Source organism: Paenibacillus timonensis (genome assembly GCF_022427145.1).
Taxonomy (GTDB): domain Bacteria; phylum Bacillota; class Bacilli; order Paenibacillales; family Paenibacillaceae; genus Fontibacillus; species Fontibacillus timonensis.
In genome coordinates, this window is sequence record NZ_JAKSXN010000005.1 from 30804 (window position 1) to 46562 (window position 15759).

16 protein-coding genes are annotated in these 15759 nt (G+C 53.3%); 15 read left to right on the forward strand and 1 reads right to left on the reverse strand.

What is annotated here, in order from left to right; genetic code table 11:
- The first annotated feature begins 80 nt into the window (after positions 1-80).
- The 8 genes from MJ257_RS02935 to MJ257_RS02970 all read left to right on the forward strand — a co-directional run bounded on the left by MJ257_RS02935 (position 81) and on the right by MJ257_RS02970 (position 7385).
- Positions 81-641 (forward strand): ribonuclease FAU-1 family protein, encoded by a 561-nt coding sequence (locus tag MJ257_RS02935; RefSeq protein ID WP_240267826.1) that lies wholly within the window; start codon positions 81-83, stop codon positions 639-641.
- A 111-nt stretch (positions 642-752) separates the two neighbouring features.
- Positions 753-1325: a YdcF family protein gene (locus tag MJ257_RS02940; protein WP_240267903.1), complete on the forward strand. Its 573-nt coding sequence runs from the start codon at positions 753-755 to the stop codon at positions 1323-1325.
- Between the two features lie 109 nt (positions 1326-1434).
- The gene (locus MJ257_RS02945; protein ID WP_240267827.1) at positions 1435-2418 is read left to right on the forward strand and encodes an AAA family ATPase; all 984 of its coding nucleotides are present in this window, start codon (positions 1435-1437) and stop codon (positions 2416-2418) included.
- A gap of 188 nt (positions 2419-2606) precedes the next feature.
- Positions 2607-3938 (forward strand): GTPase HflX, encoded by a 1332-nt coding sequence (gene hflX, locus MJ257_RS02950; protein ID WP_240267828.1) that lies wholly within the window; start codon positions 2607-2609, stop codon positions 3936-3938.
- An 18-nt stretch (positions 3939-3956) separates the two neighbouring features.
- A complete protein-coding gene (locus MJ257_RS02955; protein WP_240267829.1) occupies positions 3957-5210 on the forward strand; it encodes a methionine gamma-lyase family protein in 1254 nt (417 codons plus the stop codon).
- An 82-nt stretch (positions 5211-5292) separates the two neighbouring features.
- A complete protein-coding gene (locus MJ257_RS02960) occupies positions 5293-5703 on the forward strand; it encodes a MerR family transcriptional regulator (RefSeq protein WP_059042966.1) in 411 nt (136 codons plus the stop codon).
- A gap of 5 nt (positions 5704-5708) precedes the next feature.
- Positions 5709-7064 carry a type I glutamate--ammonia ligase gene (glnA, locus tag MJ257_RS02965; RefSeq protein ID WP_240267830.1) on the forward strand — a complete coding sequence of 452 codons (1356 nt, stop codon included), beginning with the start codon at positions 5709-5711 and terminating at the stop codon, positions 7062-7064.
- Positions 7065-7229: 165 nt separating this feature from the next.
- Complete coding sequence (locus MJ257_RS02970; RefSeq protein ID WP_240267831.1) at positions 7230-7385, forward strand: hypothetical protein; 156 nt, start codon at positions 7230-7232, stop codon at positions 7383-7385.
- A gap of 108 nt (positions 7386-7493) precedes the next feature.
- Here MJ257_RS02970 and lexA read toward each other — a convergent pair whose 3' ends face one another.
- On the reverse strand, positions 7494-8120 hold the full coding sequence (lexA, locus tag MJ257_RS02975; protein WP_240267832.1) for a transcriptional repressor LexA: 627 nt from the start codon (positions 8118-8120) through the stop codon (positions 7494-7496).
- Positions 8121-8425: 305 nt separating this feature from the next.
- Between lexA and MJ257_RS02980 the strand changes: the two genes are divergently transcribed.
- The 7 genes from MJ257_RS02980 to rnz all read left to right on the forward strand — a co-directional run bounded on the left by MJ257_RS02980 (position 8426) and on the right by rnz (position 15635).
- Positions 8426-8695 carry a LysM peptidoglycan-binding domain-containing protein gene (locus MJ257_RS02980; protein ID WP_240267833.1) on the forward strand — a complete coding sequence of 90 codons (270 nt, stop codon included), beginning with the start codon at positions 8426-8428 and terminating at the stop codon, positions 8693-8695.
- Positions 8696-8862: 167 nt separating this feature from the next.
- On the forward strand, positions 8863-9036 hold the full coding sequence (locus MJ257_RS02985) for a DUF896 domain-containing protein (RefSeq protein WP_178019407.1): 174 nt from the start codon (positions 8863-8865) through the stop codon (positions 9034-9036).
- Between the two features lie 12 nt (positions 9037-9048).
- Positions 9049-9579 (forward strand): hypothetical protein, encoded by a 531-nt coding sequence (locus tag MJ257_RS02990; RefSeq protein ID WP_240267834.1) that lies wholly within the window; start codon positions 9049-9051, stop codon positions 9577-9579.
- Positions 9580-9624: 45 nt separating this feature from the next.
- Positions 9625-10422 carry an HAD family hydrolase gene (locus MJ257_RS02995; RefSeq protein ID WP_240267835.1) on the forward strand — a complete coding sequence of 266 codons (798 nt, stop codon included), beginning with the start codon at positions 9625-9627 and terminating at the stop codon, positions 10420-10422.
- 68 nt (positions 10423-10490) lie between these two features.
- Positions 10491-10904: a FixH family protein gene (locus MJ257_RS03000; protein ID WP_240267836.1), complete on the forward strand. Its 414-nt coding sequence runs from the start codon at positions 10491-10493 to the stop codon at positions 10902-10904.
- A gap of 252 nt (positions 10905-11156) precedes the next feature.
- Positions 11157-14600, forward strand: coding sequence for a methionine synthase (gene metH, locus MJ257_RS03005; protein WP_240267837.1), 3444 nt, complete (start codon positions 11157-11159; stop codon positions 14598-14600).
- Between the two features lie 96 nt (positions 14601-14696).
- Positions 14697-15635 carry a ribonuclease Z gene (gene rnz, locus MJ257_RS03010; RefSeq protein WP_240267838.1) on the forward strand — a complete coding sequence of 313 codons (939 nt, stop codon included), beginning with the start codon at positions 14697-14699 and terminating at the stop codon, positions 15633-15635.
- Positions 15636-15759 lie beyond the last annotated feature (124 nt).

Below are 15759 nucleotides of genomic sequence, written 5' to 3' on the forward strand. Positions count from 1 at the left end.
TTTCGTGTGAAAATGGTTTTTGTGACTCTCTTTCAAATATGGTAAGCTGATAGTACATTGTGTTGAAAGGGAACTTATTTATGAAGCGAAAATTCGGAGACCGCGCGAATTGGCGCCGTGTAACCCATCGTCAATTCAAATCCAAGTTTGTGGAGAGCGATGAGTTTACGGGATATGTTACGCTGTACAGCATTTATGCCCTGCGTGATCCATTATGGAAAACCTACGGGGGTCACACCTTCCGGATCGCCGACAAGGGTTACACGTGGCTGCAGTACTATCCCAAAGGAGCTCATTTCGTCGTTACGGCCATGTTTGATGATCATGGCGAGATCGTGGAATGGTACATCGATATTTGCAAAACGCAAGGCGTCACCGACCAGGGCGTGCCTTGGTTTGATGATTTGTATCTGGATATCGTCGTGCTGAAAAATCGTGAAGTGTTTTTATTGGATGAAGACGAACTTGACGAAGCTTTAACGAAAGGCCTCATATCGGTAAAAGATTATGATCTGGCAACGGAGACGGCCCAGCAATTACTTCACGACATAAAGGAACGGCGTTTCCCCTATTTCCGCCTATCCCTGGACCATTACCAGAGCGGGTTTATGACTTCGGAGCCGAATCAACCAGGGGGATAAACCATGCGTTATGCCAAACCTAGCGAGAACGTCGGTTTAGGTAAAGCTCGGAATTCGGTCCGTGTGAGGAAGCGGATACTACGATGGGGACTTGCTTTCATTTTGCTCGGGATGGGATGGGTGTTGTTCGTGTTGGCCCAAATCGGCAGCGTGGAGCGAAATCCGGCAGCCAACGCGACTCTAAGCGAGCCGGCGGAGGTCGGAATCGTCCTCGGAGCGGCCATGTGGGGGGACGAGCCAAGTCCGGGACTCCGGGAGCGCCTAGAACAAAGTCTCAAGGACTACGAAGCGGGGAAATTTAAATGGTTTCTGTTGACCGGGGGGCTGGATACGCCAACTTCGAGATATACCGAAGCGGAGGGGATGGCGAATTATCTGGAGCAGCACGGAGTTCCGCGGGACAAAATGCTCCTGGAAAACAAGGCGACTAGCACCTACGAGAACCTGAAATTCAGTCAGGAGATGATGGAAGAGCGGGGACTTACTTCGGCGTTGATCATAACGCACACCTATCACGGGAACCGCGCGCTGGAAATCGCCAGAGCATTGGACTACAAGGAGCCTAAACTTTCGTTAACCGAAACGAAGGTGCTGAAACCGTTCCCGAACACGTTCCGGGAAATCTTGGCGTATTCGAAATGGAAGCTCGATCAATTGGGACTGGCCCTCGGCATGATAGGATGACAAAACTTCTAATAACGGACAGGGAGAGAGAATACATTTAGATGTGTGTTCAACAAGATGGCTTAGTGTATTTCCTCTCAGCCCTACCTTTATAAAGAGGTGATTTCCTATGTCTGGGCGTGTCATGGCCAGAAACGGCTCTTCCGATGAGAGACCGTCGCGTCAGATCAACGTGATCCTCCGCAGCACCGAACCGCCTGTCGTCTCGCAGGCGATAGCCGACAGCGAACCTCAGGCGTCGGCCAAGGGTTTGCCGCAGCAGGGGCTTTTTGCCGAAATCCAAAAAGAATTGGATCACCTGATCGGTTTGGATCATATTAAAGAGTTAATGTACGAGATATATGCGCTCTTGCAAATCGCCTCGATGCGCTCGGAAGCGGGACTGCTATCCGGGGCTCAGGTCTACCACATGGTGTTCAAAGGCAATCCGGGCACCGGAAAAACGACGGTAGCGCGAATCGTCGCCAAAATGTTTCAACGTATGGGGGTGCTCAACAAAGGGCACTTGATCGAAGTTGAGCGTGCCGATCTGGTCGGCGAATACATCGGCCATACGGCGCAGAAAACGCGCGACTTGGTCAAAAAAGCGCTCGGCGGCATTTTATTCATCGATGAGGCCTACAGTTTGGCGCGCGGCGGTGAGAAGGACTTCGGCAAGGAAGCGATCGATACGCTGGTCAAAGCGATGGAGGATCATAAAAATCAATTTATCCTCATTTTGGCCGGGTACTCGGATGAAATGGACTTTTTCCTATCGACCAACCCGGGGCTGCCCTCGCGCTTTCCGATTCAGATGGATTTTCCGGACTATTCGATCGACCAGCTGATTCAAATAGCTGAGGGGATGGCGAAAGAACGCGATTATATCTTGATGCCGCAGGCGATACTCAAGTTAAAGCAGCATTTGCTCCGGGAGAAATGCGAAAGCGAGCAGGTGTTCAGCAATGCCCGTTATGTCCGCAACGTGATCGAACGGTCGGTTCGGCAGCAGGCCGTGAGGTTGCTCAATCAATACGGCGGCGGCTCGCCGGGCAAGCTGGAGTTGATGACCATCCGAACCGAAGACCTGAAGCTTGACGCCAAAAAAACGTGATGGGCCGCAAAAAAGCGGGGGTTCAGCACCGAGAAGGTTGGATGAAGCGAGGGAACGAGTAGCGGAGCGTAGGGAAACCTACGTGAGCAATGGAGGTCCCGGCTGAATTCAAGATTCGACGCCGCATTGGCTTCCCGACCAGCATCGTGATGGGCCGCCGTTTTTTTGAACCCCTTTAAGGAGTAGTGATGATGTCGAGGTTGCATGAGACTACCACCCACCGTCCGGATGTGGCCGTATTGGTCAGCTTGGTTACGCCGGAGACGAAGCAAAGCGGAATCGACCCCGAATATTCCCTGGCCGAGCTGGTGCAGTTGGCCGAAACGGCCAGGGTCGAGGTTGCCGAATCCATAGTGCAAAATCGCGATAAACCCGATCCCCGCTGGTTTATCGGGAAAGGGAAAGTGCTGGAGCTCCGCGAGGTGATCGAGAGCCAAGGGGCGAATACCGCAATATTCGATCAGGAATTGTCCGGTGCCCAGGTGCGCAACTTGGAAGAGATGTTGGACGTCAAAATAATTGACCGCACCCAATTGATTCTCGATATCTTCGCGCAACGGGCGAAAACGCGGGAAGGCATCATTCAGGTGGAGCTGGCGCAGCTTACTTACCTGCTTCCGCGGTTGTCCGGGCATGGAAAGAACCTGTCGCGGCTTGGCGGCGGGATCGGGACGCGGGGACCGGGGGAAAGCCAACTGGAAACGGATCGCCGCCATATTCGCCGGAGGATCGGCGAGTTGAAACGTCAGTTGGAGGAGGTCACCCGGCACCGGCAGCTACACCGGGCACGACGGAAGGAAAACGGCGTGGTGCAAATTGCCCTGGTCGGTTATACCAATGCCGGCAAATCTACGTTGCTTAAGGCGTTGACTTCGGCCGACGTCTTTGTGGAGAACCAGCTGTTCGCTACGCTGGATCCGACGACCCGGCTTCTACCGCTCCCTGGCGGGAAGGAAGTGGTGTTGACCGACACGGTAGGGTTCATTCAAAATCTGCCGCATGATTTGGTCGCCGCCTTCCGTGCTACCCTGGAGGAGGTCAACGAAGCGAATCTGATTTTACATGTCGTAGACGCATCTTCGCCGATGCGCGAGGAGCAAGTAGAAGTGGTCGATCGGATCCTTGGTGATTTGGGAGCCGGGGGAAAGCCGCAAATCGTGCTGTTCAACAAGAAGGATATCTGTCCGCCAGAACGGCTTCATATGCTGCCGACAGGCGAGGGGTACTTGATGATTTCCGCATTTGACGAAAGGGATCTGTCGGCGATTCGTGTAGCCGTGCAGCGGAAGCTGTCCGGCGGGACGAAAACGTTTCGGATTCCTGCGGAACGAGGCGATCTCACCCCTGTGTTATATCGGGTTGGTGAAGTGGTGGACAAGCAAATGGACGAGGATTTCATGATCTACGAGATCGATGTGAACCAGGCTGATTTCAACAAGTATGGCTATCGACTGGCTCCTTTTGCGATTCCCAAGCAGGACTCCAAAGCCGAGAATACGACAAATGATGGAATGGATTAAGGGAGAGATAACGTAACGATGGCAGCATTTTCGGAAGAAATCGTACATTGGCTGGAAGCCGCCGAAGGGCAGGCCGAAAGCCGGTTTCGGGAGATTGACCGGATCGTCGATCAGAACCAATGGAAGGTAATTGAAGCATTTCAACGCCACCAAGTCAGCGATTATCATTTTGCAGGATCAACGGGGTATGCCTATAATGACCGGGGGCGCGAAGTATTGGATCTGGTGTATGCGGACGTATTCGGTGCGGAGGCCGCCCTGGTGCGGCCGCACTTCGCTTCCGGCACGCATACGATCGCCACGGCTCTGTTCGGGGTCTTGCGGCCGGGGGACGAACTGCTCTATATCACGGGCCGTCCATATGATACACTACATAAAGTAATAGGAACACCGGGAGACGGCAGCGGCTCGCTGCAGGATTTCGGAATTACGTATGACGAAGCGGCATTGCTAGCCGATGGAACGGTTGATTGGGAGGCGGTGAGAGCGAAAATTACCGATAGGACCAAAGTCATCGGGATCCAGCGCTCCCGCGGTTACGACTGGAGAGACTCCTTTACGGTTGCCCGGATCGGCGAGATGGTTCGTCGGGTAAAAGAAATCAAGCCGGATTTGATCGTCTTCGTGGACAACTGTTACGGCGAGTTTACCGAGTTACAGGAGCCCACGGAGGTTGGGGCCGACCTGATCGCCGGCTCGTTAATCAAGAATCCGGGCGGCGGTTTAGCGGAAACCGGAGGATATATCTGCGGACGGGAAGATCTGGTGAAACTAGCTTCCTATCGTTTGACCGCACCGGGCATCGGCGGTGAGGTCGGGGCGATGCTAGGGACGACCCGAGGGATCTATCAAGGTTTGTTTTTGGCGCCAACCCTAGTGGGACAGGCCGTGAAAGGCAGCATTCTTGCCGCGGCCCTGTTTGAACGGGCCGGATTTCAAAGCCGGCCGGGATGGCAGGATGCCCGTACCGATCTCATCCAGGCGATCGCTTTCAGCGGACCGGAGCAACTGATCGCCTTTGTGCAGGGCATCCAGCGGGCCGCAGCAGTGGACGGCCACGTCGTGCCGGAAGCTTGGGACATGCCCGGGTATGAACATCCGGTGATTATGGCCGCGGGGACGTTTATTCAAGGCGGGAGCCTGGAATTGTCCGCCGATGCTCCGATCCGAGCTCCATATATCGCGTATATGCAAGGCGGCTTAACGTATTCCCATGTTAAATTTGGCCTCCTCACCGCGCTCCAGACGATGAAGGACCGTAACTTGTTGTAAGTTATCCTAACATATCTATTGACATGTTAGGATAACTCACATATGATAAGGTCATGAGAATCTAACTGGAAGGTTGAGAGCGATGAGTGAGGAAATTCGCAGAAACATGGCCTTGTTTCCTATTGGTATCGTCATGAAACTTACGGATTTAACGGCAAGACAAATACGATATTACGAGCAACATGAATTGATAGTACCCGCGCGCACTTCGGGGAATCAGCGTATGTTTTCCCTCAATGATGTCGAGCGGTTGCTGGAAATCAAGGGTCTCATCGATAAAGGCGTGAATATCGCGGGGATCAAGCAAGTGATGAATCCGATGTCCCGGGAATCCCAGGAAGCAACCGTCATCACGAAGGACACGGAAGAGAAGCGGAAGGAAATGACGGATTCCCAAATCTACCGCATGTTGAAGCAGCAGTTGGTGCAAGGGAGCAAGCCGGGGCAAGTTTCTTTGATCCAAGGCGAACTGTCCCGATTTTTCAAAAAATAATCTAAATGTTGGGAGAGGTTAGGGTGAGTTACACGAATTACACCAAAGAAGACATTTTGCGCATCGCCAAGGAAGAGAATGTGCGTTTTATCCGTTTGCAGTTCACGGATTTGCTGGGAACGATCAAAAACGTGGAAATTCCGGTCAGCCAATTGGAGAAAGCGCTGGACAACAAGATGATGTTTGACGGTTCTTCCATCGAAGGATATGTTCGCATCGAGGAATCCGACATGTATCTCTTCCCGGATCTGGACACTTGGGTCATTTTCCCTTGGGTAACCGAGGATCGCGTGGCGCGTCTGATTTGTGATGTTTACATGCCTGACGGTACGCCGTTTGCCGGTGATCCGCGCGGGATTCTGAAACGTGCGCTCAAGGAAGCAGAAGAGATGGGCTACACCTCGATGAACGTCGGCCCGGAACCTGAGTTCTTCTTGTTCAAAACCGATGAGAAGGGCAACCCGACAACCGAACTGAACGACCAAGGCGGATACTTCGACTTGGCTCCGACGGACCTAGGCGAAAACTGCCGCCGCGAAATCGTATTGACGCTGGAAGAAATGGGCTTTGAAATCGAAGCTTCCCACCACGAAGTGGCTCCAGGTCAACATGAAATCGACTTTAAATATGCGAATGCGATTAAAGCCGCAGACCAAATCCAAACCTTTAAGCTGGTTGTCAAAACGATTGCTCGCCAGCATGGCTTGCATGCAACGTTTATGCCGAAGCCGCTGTTCGGCGTGAACGGTTCGGGGATGCACTGCCATCAATCGCTGTTCAAAGGCGACGTGAACGCATTTTATGACGAAAGCGATAATTTGGGGCTGAGCAAGGAAGCCCGCCATTATATGGCTGGTATTCTGAAACATGCCCGCGCATTTGCCGCAATCACGAACCCGACGGTAAACTCTTACAAACGTCTCGTACCGGGGTATGAAGCGCCTTGTTACGTCGCTTGGTCTTCAAGCAACCGCAGCCCGATGATTCGGATCCCGGCTTCCCGTGGCCTCAGCACGCGGGTCGAAGTGCGCAATCCGGACCCTGCAGCCAATCCGTACCTGGCATTGGCCGTAATGTTGAAAGCCGGCCTGGACGGGATCAAGAACGAACTGCCGCTCGTCGATCCGGTTGACCGCAACATTTATGTCATGTCCGAGGAAGAGCGGGTCGAAGAAGGCATTCCAAGCTTGCCTTCCGATCTGAAGGAAGCGTTGGGCGAGCTGCTGCGGAGCGAGATCATCTGCGATGCGCTCGGCGATCACGCGTTAACCCATTTCTTCGAACTCAAAGAGATCGAATGGGACATCTTCCGTACGCAAGTTCATCCATGGGAACGCGATCAATACATGACTTTGTATTAATAGGTAAAGAAGGGGCTCCTGAATGGTTCAGGGGCCCTTTTTTTATGCCTGCCTGGCGGGACTTTGGCTCAATTTATGAATTACAGCTTTTGGATTTCGAAAAAATGCCATGATTTAACCGGGATTGGGACACCTTATAGAGAAGAGAAGGAGGTTGATGCGAAGATGATCGTGACCGAATTGAAAAGATATCAACGCCGCCGCTACCGGCTGAAGCAATGGTGGATTTCGGAACGTGCCGGATTCGGTTGGGGGACACGCGGCCGTCGCGAAAAAAACGGGTACAATCCGATGAACTTCCCGGATCTCGAATGGGACTAAGCGGGAAGGGGCGGAGGGCAGCGAAAACAAATAGGACGAAGCCGATGTGAATCAATCGCTTCGTCCTATTTGGTGTTCATTGCTGCGCATGAAGGGAGATATTCGAAATTAGTGCAAGTCGCGGAACAGACCGATGACTTTGCCCAGAATGGTTACATGCTTCAATCGAAGCGGTTCCATTGTCGAATTCTCCGGCTGCAGGCGGATATGGTCTTTCTCCTTATAAAACGTCTTGACCGTCGCCTCATCATCCTCCGTCATGGCTACAACGATCTCTCCGTTGTTGGCCGTCTGCTGTTGGCGAACGATCACATAATCCCCACTATGTATTCCGGCTTCGATCATGCTGTCGCCAATCACGGAAAGCATGAATACTTCTCCGTCAGCGGCATAGTGCTCGGGCAACGGAAAATAATCTTCAATGTTCTCCGTAGCCGTGATCGGCATGCCTGCGGTTACCTTCCCGACAACGGGAACGCGGGCAATGCTATGTGCGAATAAATTGTAATTCTCCGACTCCTCTTGGCCCAACAACTCAATGGCACGCGGCTTCGTTGGGTCGCGGCGAATGAATCCCTTCTTCTCCAGGCGGTCCAGATGGCCGTGAACGGTAGAACTGGACGCCAATCCTACGGCTTCTCCGATCTCCCGCACAGAAGGCGGATAACCTTTGGCGCGTACTTCGTTGCGAATAAATTCAAGAATGGCCTGCTGCCGGCTCGATACCTTTGACATGTACGGATCAACCCCATTTAGTAACGTTTGGAAAAATTATAACACAGAACTGCCGTTCGTACAAACATTAGTTCTAAATAGACGAAAAACCTAACTTCGGAAATAAAAAAAATAAGAACAACCGTTCGAAAAAATATTGAAACAAACAAATGTTCGTGTTATATTGAATTACAGAAAACAGAACACTTGTTTGGAGTGATGATTAAATGTTGAAGTATAGTTCTTACCAAAGCATCTACGATCAACCTTCTTTTTGCCGTCCTGTGGAGAGAAGATTACATATGAGCGCATTCCTGAAGAGCAGATTGTCCAAAATTGCCGTGCTTCTGATCATTCTCAGCATTACGTGCACCGGCATGGTACGGGCTTTTGCGGCTTCCGGCGATAGTTCTGAAGCTGCCGCCCCGGCGGAATACGTCGTTGTTATGCCTGGGGATACGTTATGGGAAATCGCTGTGGCCCATAAGCCGCAAGGTCAAGATACGAGAGTTTATGTGCAGAAGCTGATGCGGACCAATGGGCTGGAAGCCAGCTCGATTCAAGCCGGGGATACATTGAGGTTGCCAAGCAGATAATCGATGTCGGCCGAGTTCGAAATATATAAGAAGAGCAGGAGCTTGATTCAAGGATACGGACGGGGTTGCCGTCGCCTTGACAAGCTCTTTTTCTCATGTCAAAGTAGGAATTAATGCCCTGTGTGACACCATGGGAAGCATAGTATATATAGAAGTGGGAGGAACTTATGGATATCGATGCGTTGGTTAAGCGGATTAACGAACTGGCTCGTAAAGCGAAGCAGGAAGGATTATCACAGGACGAGTTATTGGAAAGAGCGCAGCTTCGGGAAACGTATCTGCAAAACGTTCGCAGAAATTTTCGGCAACAGCTCGAGTCGATCGAGATTGTAGATAAATAGGGAGGAACAGGTATGGGGTCGTTTGATCGTAAAGTAGAACGCAATCAATTAAGAATGAATAAGAAAGGCAAAGGTCCGAACGTCGGGCAGGGGACCCGAAACCCGCGGTCATCGCTCGGGGCTAACGGAGAAGGCGATGTGTTCAAAGGGCGCAACTTCATTTTGCCTTCCGCATTGTTCGTGTTGGCTCTTCTGTATGCCAGCGTAGGAATCATCGGCAATTCCGCGGAAGTGAACTCGGTGCTGTATTGGGCGACGATCTTCTTGTACATGGTGCTGGCGCTGGCCATTTTCCTGCGCAAGCCTTATTTGCGCGTAAATAAAAGCTGGCTGTACACTTCGAAATTTAACCGCGACCGGATGTTGGATGCCGGCAATATTGGCAAAATCAAGGTGAGCCGGAACAAGATTGTGATCGAACCGAAAACCCGGGAACCCAAATGGGTGTTTTACCGGACTCGCAACCGCTTCGACACGGAAGCGATGGCTACGCGCCTGGAGCTGTACGCCAATACCCATCAAGTGAAATTCGAGAAGGAATAATCCTTTTGCAAGAATAACCAAAGAGAACGGAGAGGGCTGGGACGAATGACGATCAAAGCGGTATGTTTTGACCTTGACGACACGCTGCTCTGGGATGAGCGGAGCGTAAGGGAAGCTTTCGCGGCAACCTGTGAAAGCGCGGTGGCCAAGACGGAGGGACTGGATCCCGACAAGCTGGAGGAAGCGGTACGGCGGGAAGCCCGGGGGTTGTATGAATCCTACGAGACGTATCCGTTCACGACGATGATCGGAATCAATCCGTTCGAAGGGTTATGGGCGACGTTCTCCGCCGGGGAGCAACCGGAATTTCGCCAGTTGGAGCAGCTGGCTCCGATCTATCGCAAAGAATCCTGGCGGCGTGGCCTGCTTGCGCTTGGCGTGGAGGATGAAGAATTGGCCGGCGAGTTGGCGGAACAGTTCGGACGCGAACGGCGCTCCCGTCCTCATGTATATGAAGAAACGTTTCAAGTCCTGAAAGAATTGAAGGGCAAAGTGAAGCTGCTGCTGCTGACGAACGGTTGTCCGGCGCTGCAGCAGGAGAAGCTGGACGGGGTGCCGGAGCTGGCGCCTTATTTTGACGAGATCGTTATCTCCGGAAACTTCGGGAAAGGGAAACCGGACCCGTCGATTTTCCGGCATGCGCTGGAACGGTTGGCCATCGAACCAAGTGAGGGAATCATGGTCGGGGATAAGCTGACGACGGATATTAAAGGCGCGCTCAGTGTCGGCATGACGGCGGTTTGGGTGAATCGGGAAGGAAAAGCGCTTACTGGCGGGATTGTGCCGGATTATGAAATCAAACATTTGTCCGAATTGCACGGCCTGCTGGAGAAGTTGGCTTAAGGCTTCGCCCGGCTGAGGACGAAAAATAAGGTGAGGCGTTCATCCGCCGCGGAAGGAGGGAAATCTGCATGCGAATCAAAGGGAAGGCGGGGCTCATTGCCGCCATCGTGTTGGTGATGGTCGTCATGTCCGGATGCACCAGGGGCGAAACAAAGGCAGCCGAGGCCGATGCGGCACTGGAACCGATTCAGGTCGAACTCGAGGTGACGCCATCCGTCGTCAAAGCCGGGGACCCGGTAACGTTTACCGCGACAGTAACCCACAGCGGCGAGAATGTGGACGATGCGAAGGAAGTCATGTTCGAATTTTGGAATACGGCTGACGACAAGGCGAAACATGACCAGGTGAAAGTGAAGGGCGCCGGGAACGGGACCTATGTGTTGGAACATTCGTTTAAGGAACCGGGTACCTATGAAGTGATTTCCCATGTCACCGCGCGCGATCAGCACTCCATGCCATCGAAGCAATTTACGGTGGAGTAGTGCTCGCCGACAGGCCTGAAATGAAGCTGCTGTTCCCCCGGTTGGGGAGACGGCGGCTTTTTTGTTTAAGTAAATTCCGAATTTTCCGAAAGTCATTATCCGAGTTTGTTCGGTTTTTAATTCTGAGTTGATCGATGGGATAACATTACCTTGCCTAAGGGGAGAAGCGGTATCGAATTCGCCAAACTCTCTTTTCTTCAACGCTTCATTCTGTTAAACTAAAACATAACGTTTTACGGGAGGGACATGATCATGAGTAAACCAAGCCTGCTCGAAAGAATGAAAGAACGAATATTAATCCTCGATGGCGCCATGGGCACCATGATTCAGCAGGAAAACCTGTCTCCGGCCGACTTCGGCGGCGAAGAGCTGGACGGCTGCAACGAAATGCTCGTGCTCACCCGTCCGGATGTGATTCGCGGCATCCACGAGAAATATCTCGCGGCAGGTGCCGATTTGATCGAAACGAATACGTTTGGCGCGACTTCGGTCGTGCTGGCTGAATACGATATTCCGCAGAGAGCGCGTGAAATCAATTTGGCTGCGGCCAAGCTGGCGATCGAAGCAGCGGAAAAATACAGTACCCCGGAACAACCTCGCTACGTGGTAGGCATACTGGGACCAACGACCAAAACCTTATCCGTGACCGGCGGCGTGACGTTCGACGAATTGACGGCCAGCTATGCCGAGCAAGCCGCGGCATTGATCGAAGCCGGGGTCGATGCCCTGATGCTGGAGACCTCGCAGGATACGTTAAACGTAAAGGCAGGAAGTATCGGGATCAAACAGGCTTTCGCCGACACCGGAATCACCTTGCCGCTGATGATTTCCGGCACGATCGAGCCGATGGGTACGACGCTGGCGGGTCAAAACATCGAAGCTTTCTATATTTCGCTGGAGCATTTGAATCCGATCTCCATTGGCCTGAACTGCGCAACCGGGCCGGAGTTCATGCGCGATCATATTCGCACTTTGTCGGGTCTCGCGAAAGCGGCGGTCAGCTGTCACCCCAACGCAGGTCTGCCGGATGAAAACGGCATTTACCACGAGTCCCCGGATTCACTCGCCCAGAAAATGTCCGCCTTTGCCGAACAGGGTTGGCTGAACATCGCCGGCGGCTGCTGCGGAACGACGCCTGCCCATATCGCCGCGTTAGCGAACACGCTGAAGGATTATCGTCCTCGCGAGCTGACGGGCAGCCACCTGCCGGCGCTTTCCGGCATCGAGCCGGTCTATATCGAATCGGCCAACCGTCCTTATTTGGTCGGAGAGCGAACGAATGTTCTGGGGTCGCGCAAATTTAAGCGGCTGATCGTGGAAGGCAAATACGAAGAAGCTTCGGAAATTGCCCGGGCTCAAGTGAAGAACGGGGCGCAGGTCGTCGATGTCTGCGTGCAGGACCCGGACCGCGATGAAGCGGAGGATATCGAGAGGTTCCTTGAGCTGGTCGTCAAGAAAGTCAAGGTTCCGCTGATGATCGATACGACCGACCCGAAGGTGTTGGATTTAGCGCTTCAATATTGCCAAGGCAAATCGATTATTAACTCCATTAATTTAGAGGACGGCGAAGAGAAGTTCGAGCGCGTCACGCCGCTGATCCATAAGTACGGCGCTGCCGTGGTGGTCGGAACCATCGACGAACGCGGGCAAGCGATCACGCGCGAAGACAAGCTCGAGGTCGCCAAACGTTCGCATGACCTGCTCGTTCATAAATATGGTCTGAAATCGGAGGATTTGATTTTCGATCCCCTCGTGTTCCCTGTGGGTACTGGTGATGAGCAATACATCGGATCGGCCAAGGAAACCATCGAAGGCATCCGCCTGATCAAACAGGCGCTGCCGGAGGTTCATACCGTACTGGGAATCAGCAACGTGTCGTTTGGCCTGCCGGAAGCCGGCCGGGAAGTATTGAACTCCGTTTTTCTGTATGAGTGTACCAAAGCGGGGCTCGATTACGCGATCGTCAACACGGAGAAGCTGGAGCGTTACGCCAAAATTCCGGAAGAGGAGCGCCGTCTGGCCGAAGAATTGATCTATCAAACCAATGACCAGACGTTGGCTGCTTTCGTGGCCGCTTTCCGCAACAAGAAGGTGGAGAAGGTTGAGAAATCCTCCCAGCTCTCGCTGGAGGAGCGTTTGGCTTCGTATGTTGTGGAGGGCACGAAGGAAGGCTTGATTCCCGACCTGGAGGAGGCTCTAAAGAAATATACCGCGCTCGAAGTCATTAACGGTCCGCTCATGGCAGGAATGGAGGAAGTTGGCCGGTTGTTCAACAACAACGAGCTGATCGTTGCCGAGGTGCTGCAAAGCGCCGAGGTGATGAAGGCGTCGGTGGCTTACCTTGAACCGTTTATGGAGAAGAACGAAACCAGCGTGAAAGGTAAAATATTGCTGGCGACCGTAAAGGGCGACGTGCACGATATCGGCAAAAACCTGGTGGAGATCATTCTGTCCAATAACGGTTACCACATCGTCAATTTGGGCATAAAAGTACCACCGGAGCGCATTATCGAGGCGTATCGGGAGGAGAAGGCGGACGCGATCGGCCTTTCCGGCCTGCTGGTGAAATCGGCGCAGCAAATGGTGACGACGGCCCAAGACTTGCGGAATGCGGGGATCGACGTGCCGATCCTGGTAGGAGGGGCAGCCCTTACCCGGAAGTTTACCAAAACGCGGATCCGGCCGGAGTACGAAGGGATGGTCATTTACGCCAAAGATGCGATGGACGGCCTCGATTTGGCCAACAAGCTGATGGATCCGGCTGCCCGGGAGCAAATGCGCCTTGAAATGGAAGCGGAAAAGGAAACCGATCAAGCCGTGGCCGTTGCTGAACCGCTGCCGGAACTGACACGTGTGGAGCGGTCGAAGATTTCGGCGGATGCGCCGGTGTATCTTCCGCCCGATCTGGAGCGGCATGTGCTACGCGATTATCCGATCGGTCATATCACGCCATATATCAACATGCAAATGCTGCTCGGTCACCATCTCGGGTTGCGCGGATCGGTGGAGCAGCAGCTGGCGGCGGGCGAAGCGAAGGCGGTGCAGCTGAAGGATACGGTCGATCAAATCCTGCTAGAAGCGGTTACGGACGGCATCATCCGCACGCAGGCGATGTACCGGTTCTTCCCGGCACAATCGTCCGGCAACGATATTCTAGTCTACGATCCGGCCGAACCCGGCAAGGTATTGAAGCGGTTCAGTTTTCCTCGGCAAAAAGTCGAGCCATACCTGTGCTTGGCGGATTTTTTGAAATCCGTGGACAGCGGGCAAATGGATTACGTTGGCTTCTTGGTCGTTACGGCCGGCCAGGGTGTCCGGGATTTATCCGAGAAGTGGAAAGAACAAGGCGATTATCTGCGTTCCCATGTGCTGCAGGCGGTAGCGCTGGAGTTGGCGGAGGCGTTGGCGGAACGGGTACACCATATCATGCGGGATACTTGGGGCTTCCCGGATCCGGCGAACATGACGATGAAGCAGCGTCACGGAGCGCGTTACCAAGGGATTCGCGTGTCGTTCGGCTATCCGGCCTGCCCGGACCTCGAGGACCAGCAGCTGCTATTCGACCTGATGCAGCCGGAGGACATCGGCATCACCTTAACGGAAGGCTTTATGATGGAGCCGGAAGCTTCCGTCTCGGCAATGGTTTTTGCTCACCCTGAAGCGCAATATTTCAACGTGGACAAAGCCGGGAGTTGATCCCGCAAAGCAGATCCTTGGAAAACCCTCCGAACTTCGGAGGGTTTTGGCAATCTGTCCGTGAAGCGAACAATTTTAGGTAAAGGACGAAATGGGATGGAACTATATTTTTTAGGAACGAATGCGGGGGTCCCTTCCTTGGAACGGAACGTGACCTCGGTTGCTCTACGTCTCCTGGAGGAGCGCCGATCGCTCTGGCTGTTCGATTGCGGCGAGGGCACCCAGCATCAAATCCTGCGTTCGCCGCTGAAACTAAGCAAATTGGAATCCATATTTATTACCCATCTGCATGGGGATCATTTATTCGGCCTGCCCGGGCTGATTTCGAGCCGTGCCTATCAGGGCGGGGACACGCCCTTGGTCATTTACGGCCCAAAAGGCCTGAAGAAATTCATAGAGACGTCGCTATCGCTTAGCGAATCGCGGATTAACTATAAACTGGAGATCGTGGAGCATCAGGGCGGAGTCGTATTCGAGGACGATTCGTTTCGGGTCGAAGCGGCACTGCTGGAACACCGGATCGACAGTTATGGCTACCGGGTGATCGAAAAAGATCTGCCGGGCAAGCTGGACGCCGCCGTGCTGGAGCGGTACGGCATCCGTCCAGGCCCGTTGTACGGCAAACTCAAACGCGGAGAAAGCGTAGTAGCTCCGAACGGCGAGACGCTGCATGCAAAAGATGTGCTTGGAGAGCCTAAAGCCGGGAGGATCGTGACCATTCTCGGCGATACGCGCCCGTGTCCGACGGTCATCCCTTTGGCGCAGGACGCCGACATGCTAGTGCATGAGGCGACCTTTTTGCATGAGTTGGCGAAAACCGCACACGATTACCATCACAGCACGGCTAAGCAAGCAGCGGAAGCTGCCAAGGAAGCGGGCGCACAGCAGCTTATGCTGACTCATTTCAGCTCGCGGTATAAATCGGAAGAGCAGCTCTTGCGGTTGCAGGAAGAAGCCCAGGCGATATTCCCGAACGCGCATCTGGCCCGGGAGCATGTGCTCTATCCGGTGACGCGGCGTAGCAATCGGAAATAATTATTTTCCGGGAAAGCGCAGGAACTGACAGGGCGCATCAAAGTTTGGCAAGGGGAAAAGGTCCTGTTTTTTCACCGTTCGCGATGGTTCGACGCCAAGCAGCGGACGGGGGCTCTTTTTTGAC

What these genes read in the sequence shown, in the direction of transcription:
- MJ257_RS02960 (WP_059042966.1), top strand. Translation starts at nt 5,293, where the DNA reads ATGAGTGAGGAAATTCGCAGAAACATGGCCTTGTTTCCTATTGGTATC.
- MJ257_RS02935 (WP_240267826.1), top strand. Translation starts at nt 81, where the DNA reads ATGAAGCGAAAATTCGGAGACCGCGCGAATTGGCGCCGTGTAACCCAT.
- lexA (WP_240267832.1), bottom strand. Translation starts at nt 8,120, where the DNA reads ATGTCAAAGGTATCGAGCCGGCAGCAGGCCATTCTTGAATTTATTCGC.
- MJ257_RS03000 (WP_240267836.1), top strand. Translation starts at nt 10,491, where the DNA reads ATGCGAATCAAAGGGAAGGCGGGGCTCATTGCCGCCATCGTGTTGGTG.
- MJ257_RS02990 (WP_240267834.1), top strand. Translation starts at nt 9,049, where the DNA reads ATGGGGTCGTTTGATCGTAAAGTAGAACGCAATCAATTAAGAATGAAT.
- glnA (WP_240267830.1), top strand. Translation starts at nt 5,709, where the DNA reads ATGTTGGGAGAGGTTAGGGTGAGTTACACGAATTACACCAAAGAAGAC.
- MJ257_RS02955 (WP_240267829.1), top strand. Translation starts at nt 3,957, where the DNA reads ATGGCAGCATTTTCGGAAGAAATCGTACATTGGCTGGAAGCCGCCGAA.
- rnz (WP_240267838.1), top strand. Translation starts at nt 14,697, where the DNA reads ATGGAACTATATTTTTTAGGAACGAATGCGGGGGTCCCTTCCTTGGAA.
- MJ257_RS02970 (WP_240267831.1), top strand. Translation starts at nt 7,230, where the DNA reads ATGATCGTGACCGAATTGAAAAGATATCAACGCCGCCGCTACCGGCTG.
- hflX (WP_240267828.1), top strand. Translation starts at nt 2,607, where the DNA reads ATGATGTCGAGGTTGCATGAGACTACCACCCACCGTCCGGATGTGGCC.
- MJ257_RS02945 (WP_240267827.1), top strand. Translation starts at nt 1,435, where the DNA reads ATGTCTGGGCGTGTCATGGCCAGAAACGGCTCTTCCGATGAGAGACCG.
- MJ257_RS02995 (WP_240267835.1), top strand. Translation starts at nt 9,625, where the DNA reads ATGACGATCAAAGCGGTATGTTTTGACCTTGACGACACGCTGCTCTGG.
- metH (WP_240267837.1), top strand. Translation starts at nt 11,157, where the DNA reads ATGAGTAAACCAAGCCTGCTCGAAAGAATGAAAGAACGAATATTAATC.
- MJ257_RS02985 (WP_178019407.1), top strand. Translation starts at nt 8,863, where the DNA reads ATGGATATCGATGCGTTGGTTAAGCGGATTAACGAACTGGCTCGTAAA.
- MJ257_RS02940 (WP_240267903.1), top strand. Translation starts at nt 753, where the DNA reads ATGGGATGGGTGTTGTTCGTGTTGGCCCAAATCGGCAGCGTGGAGCGA.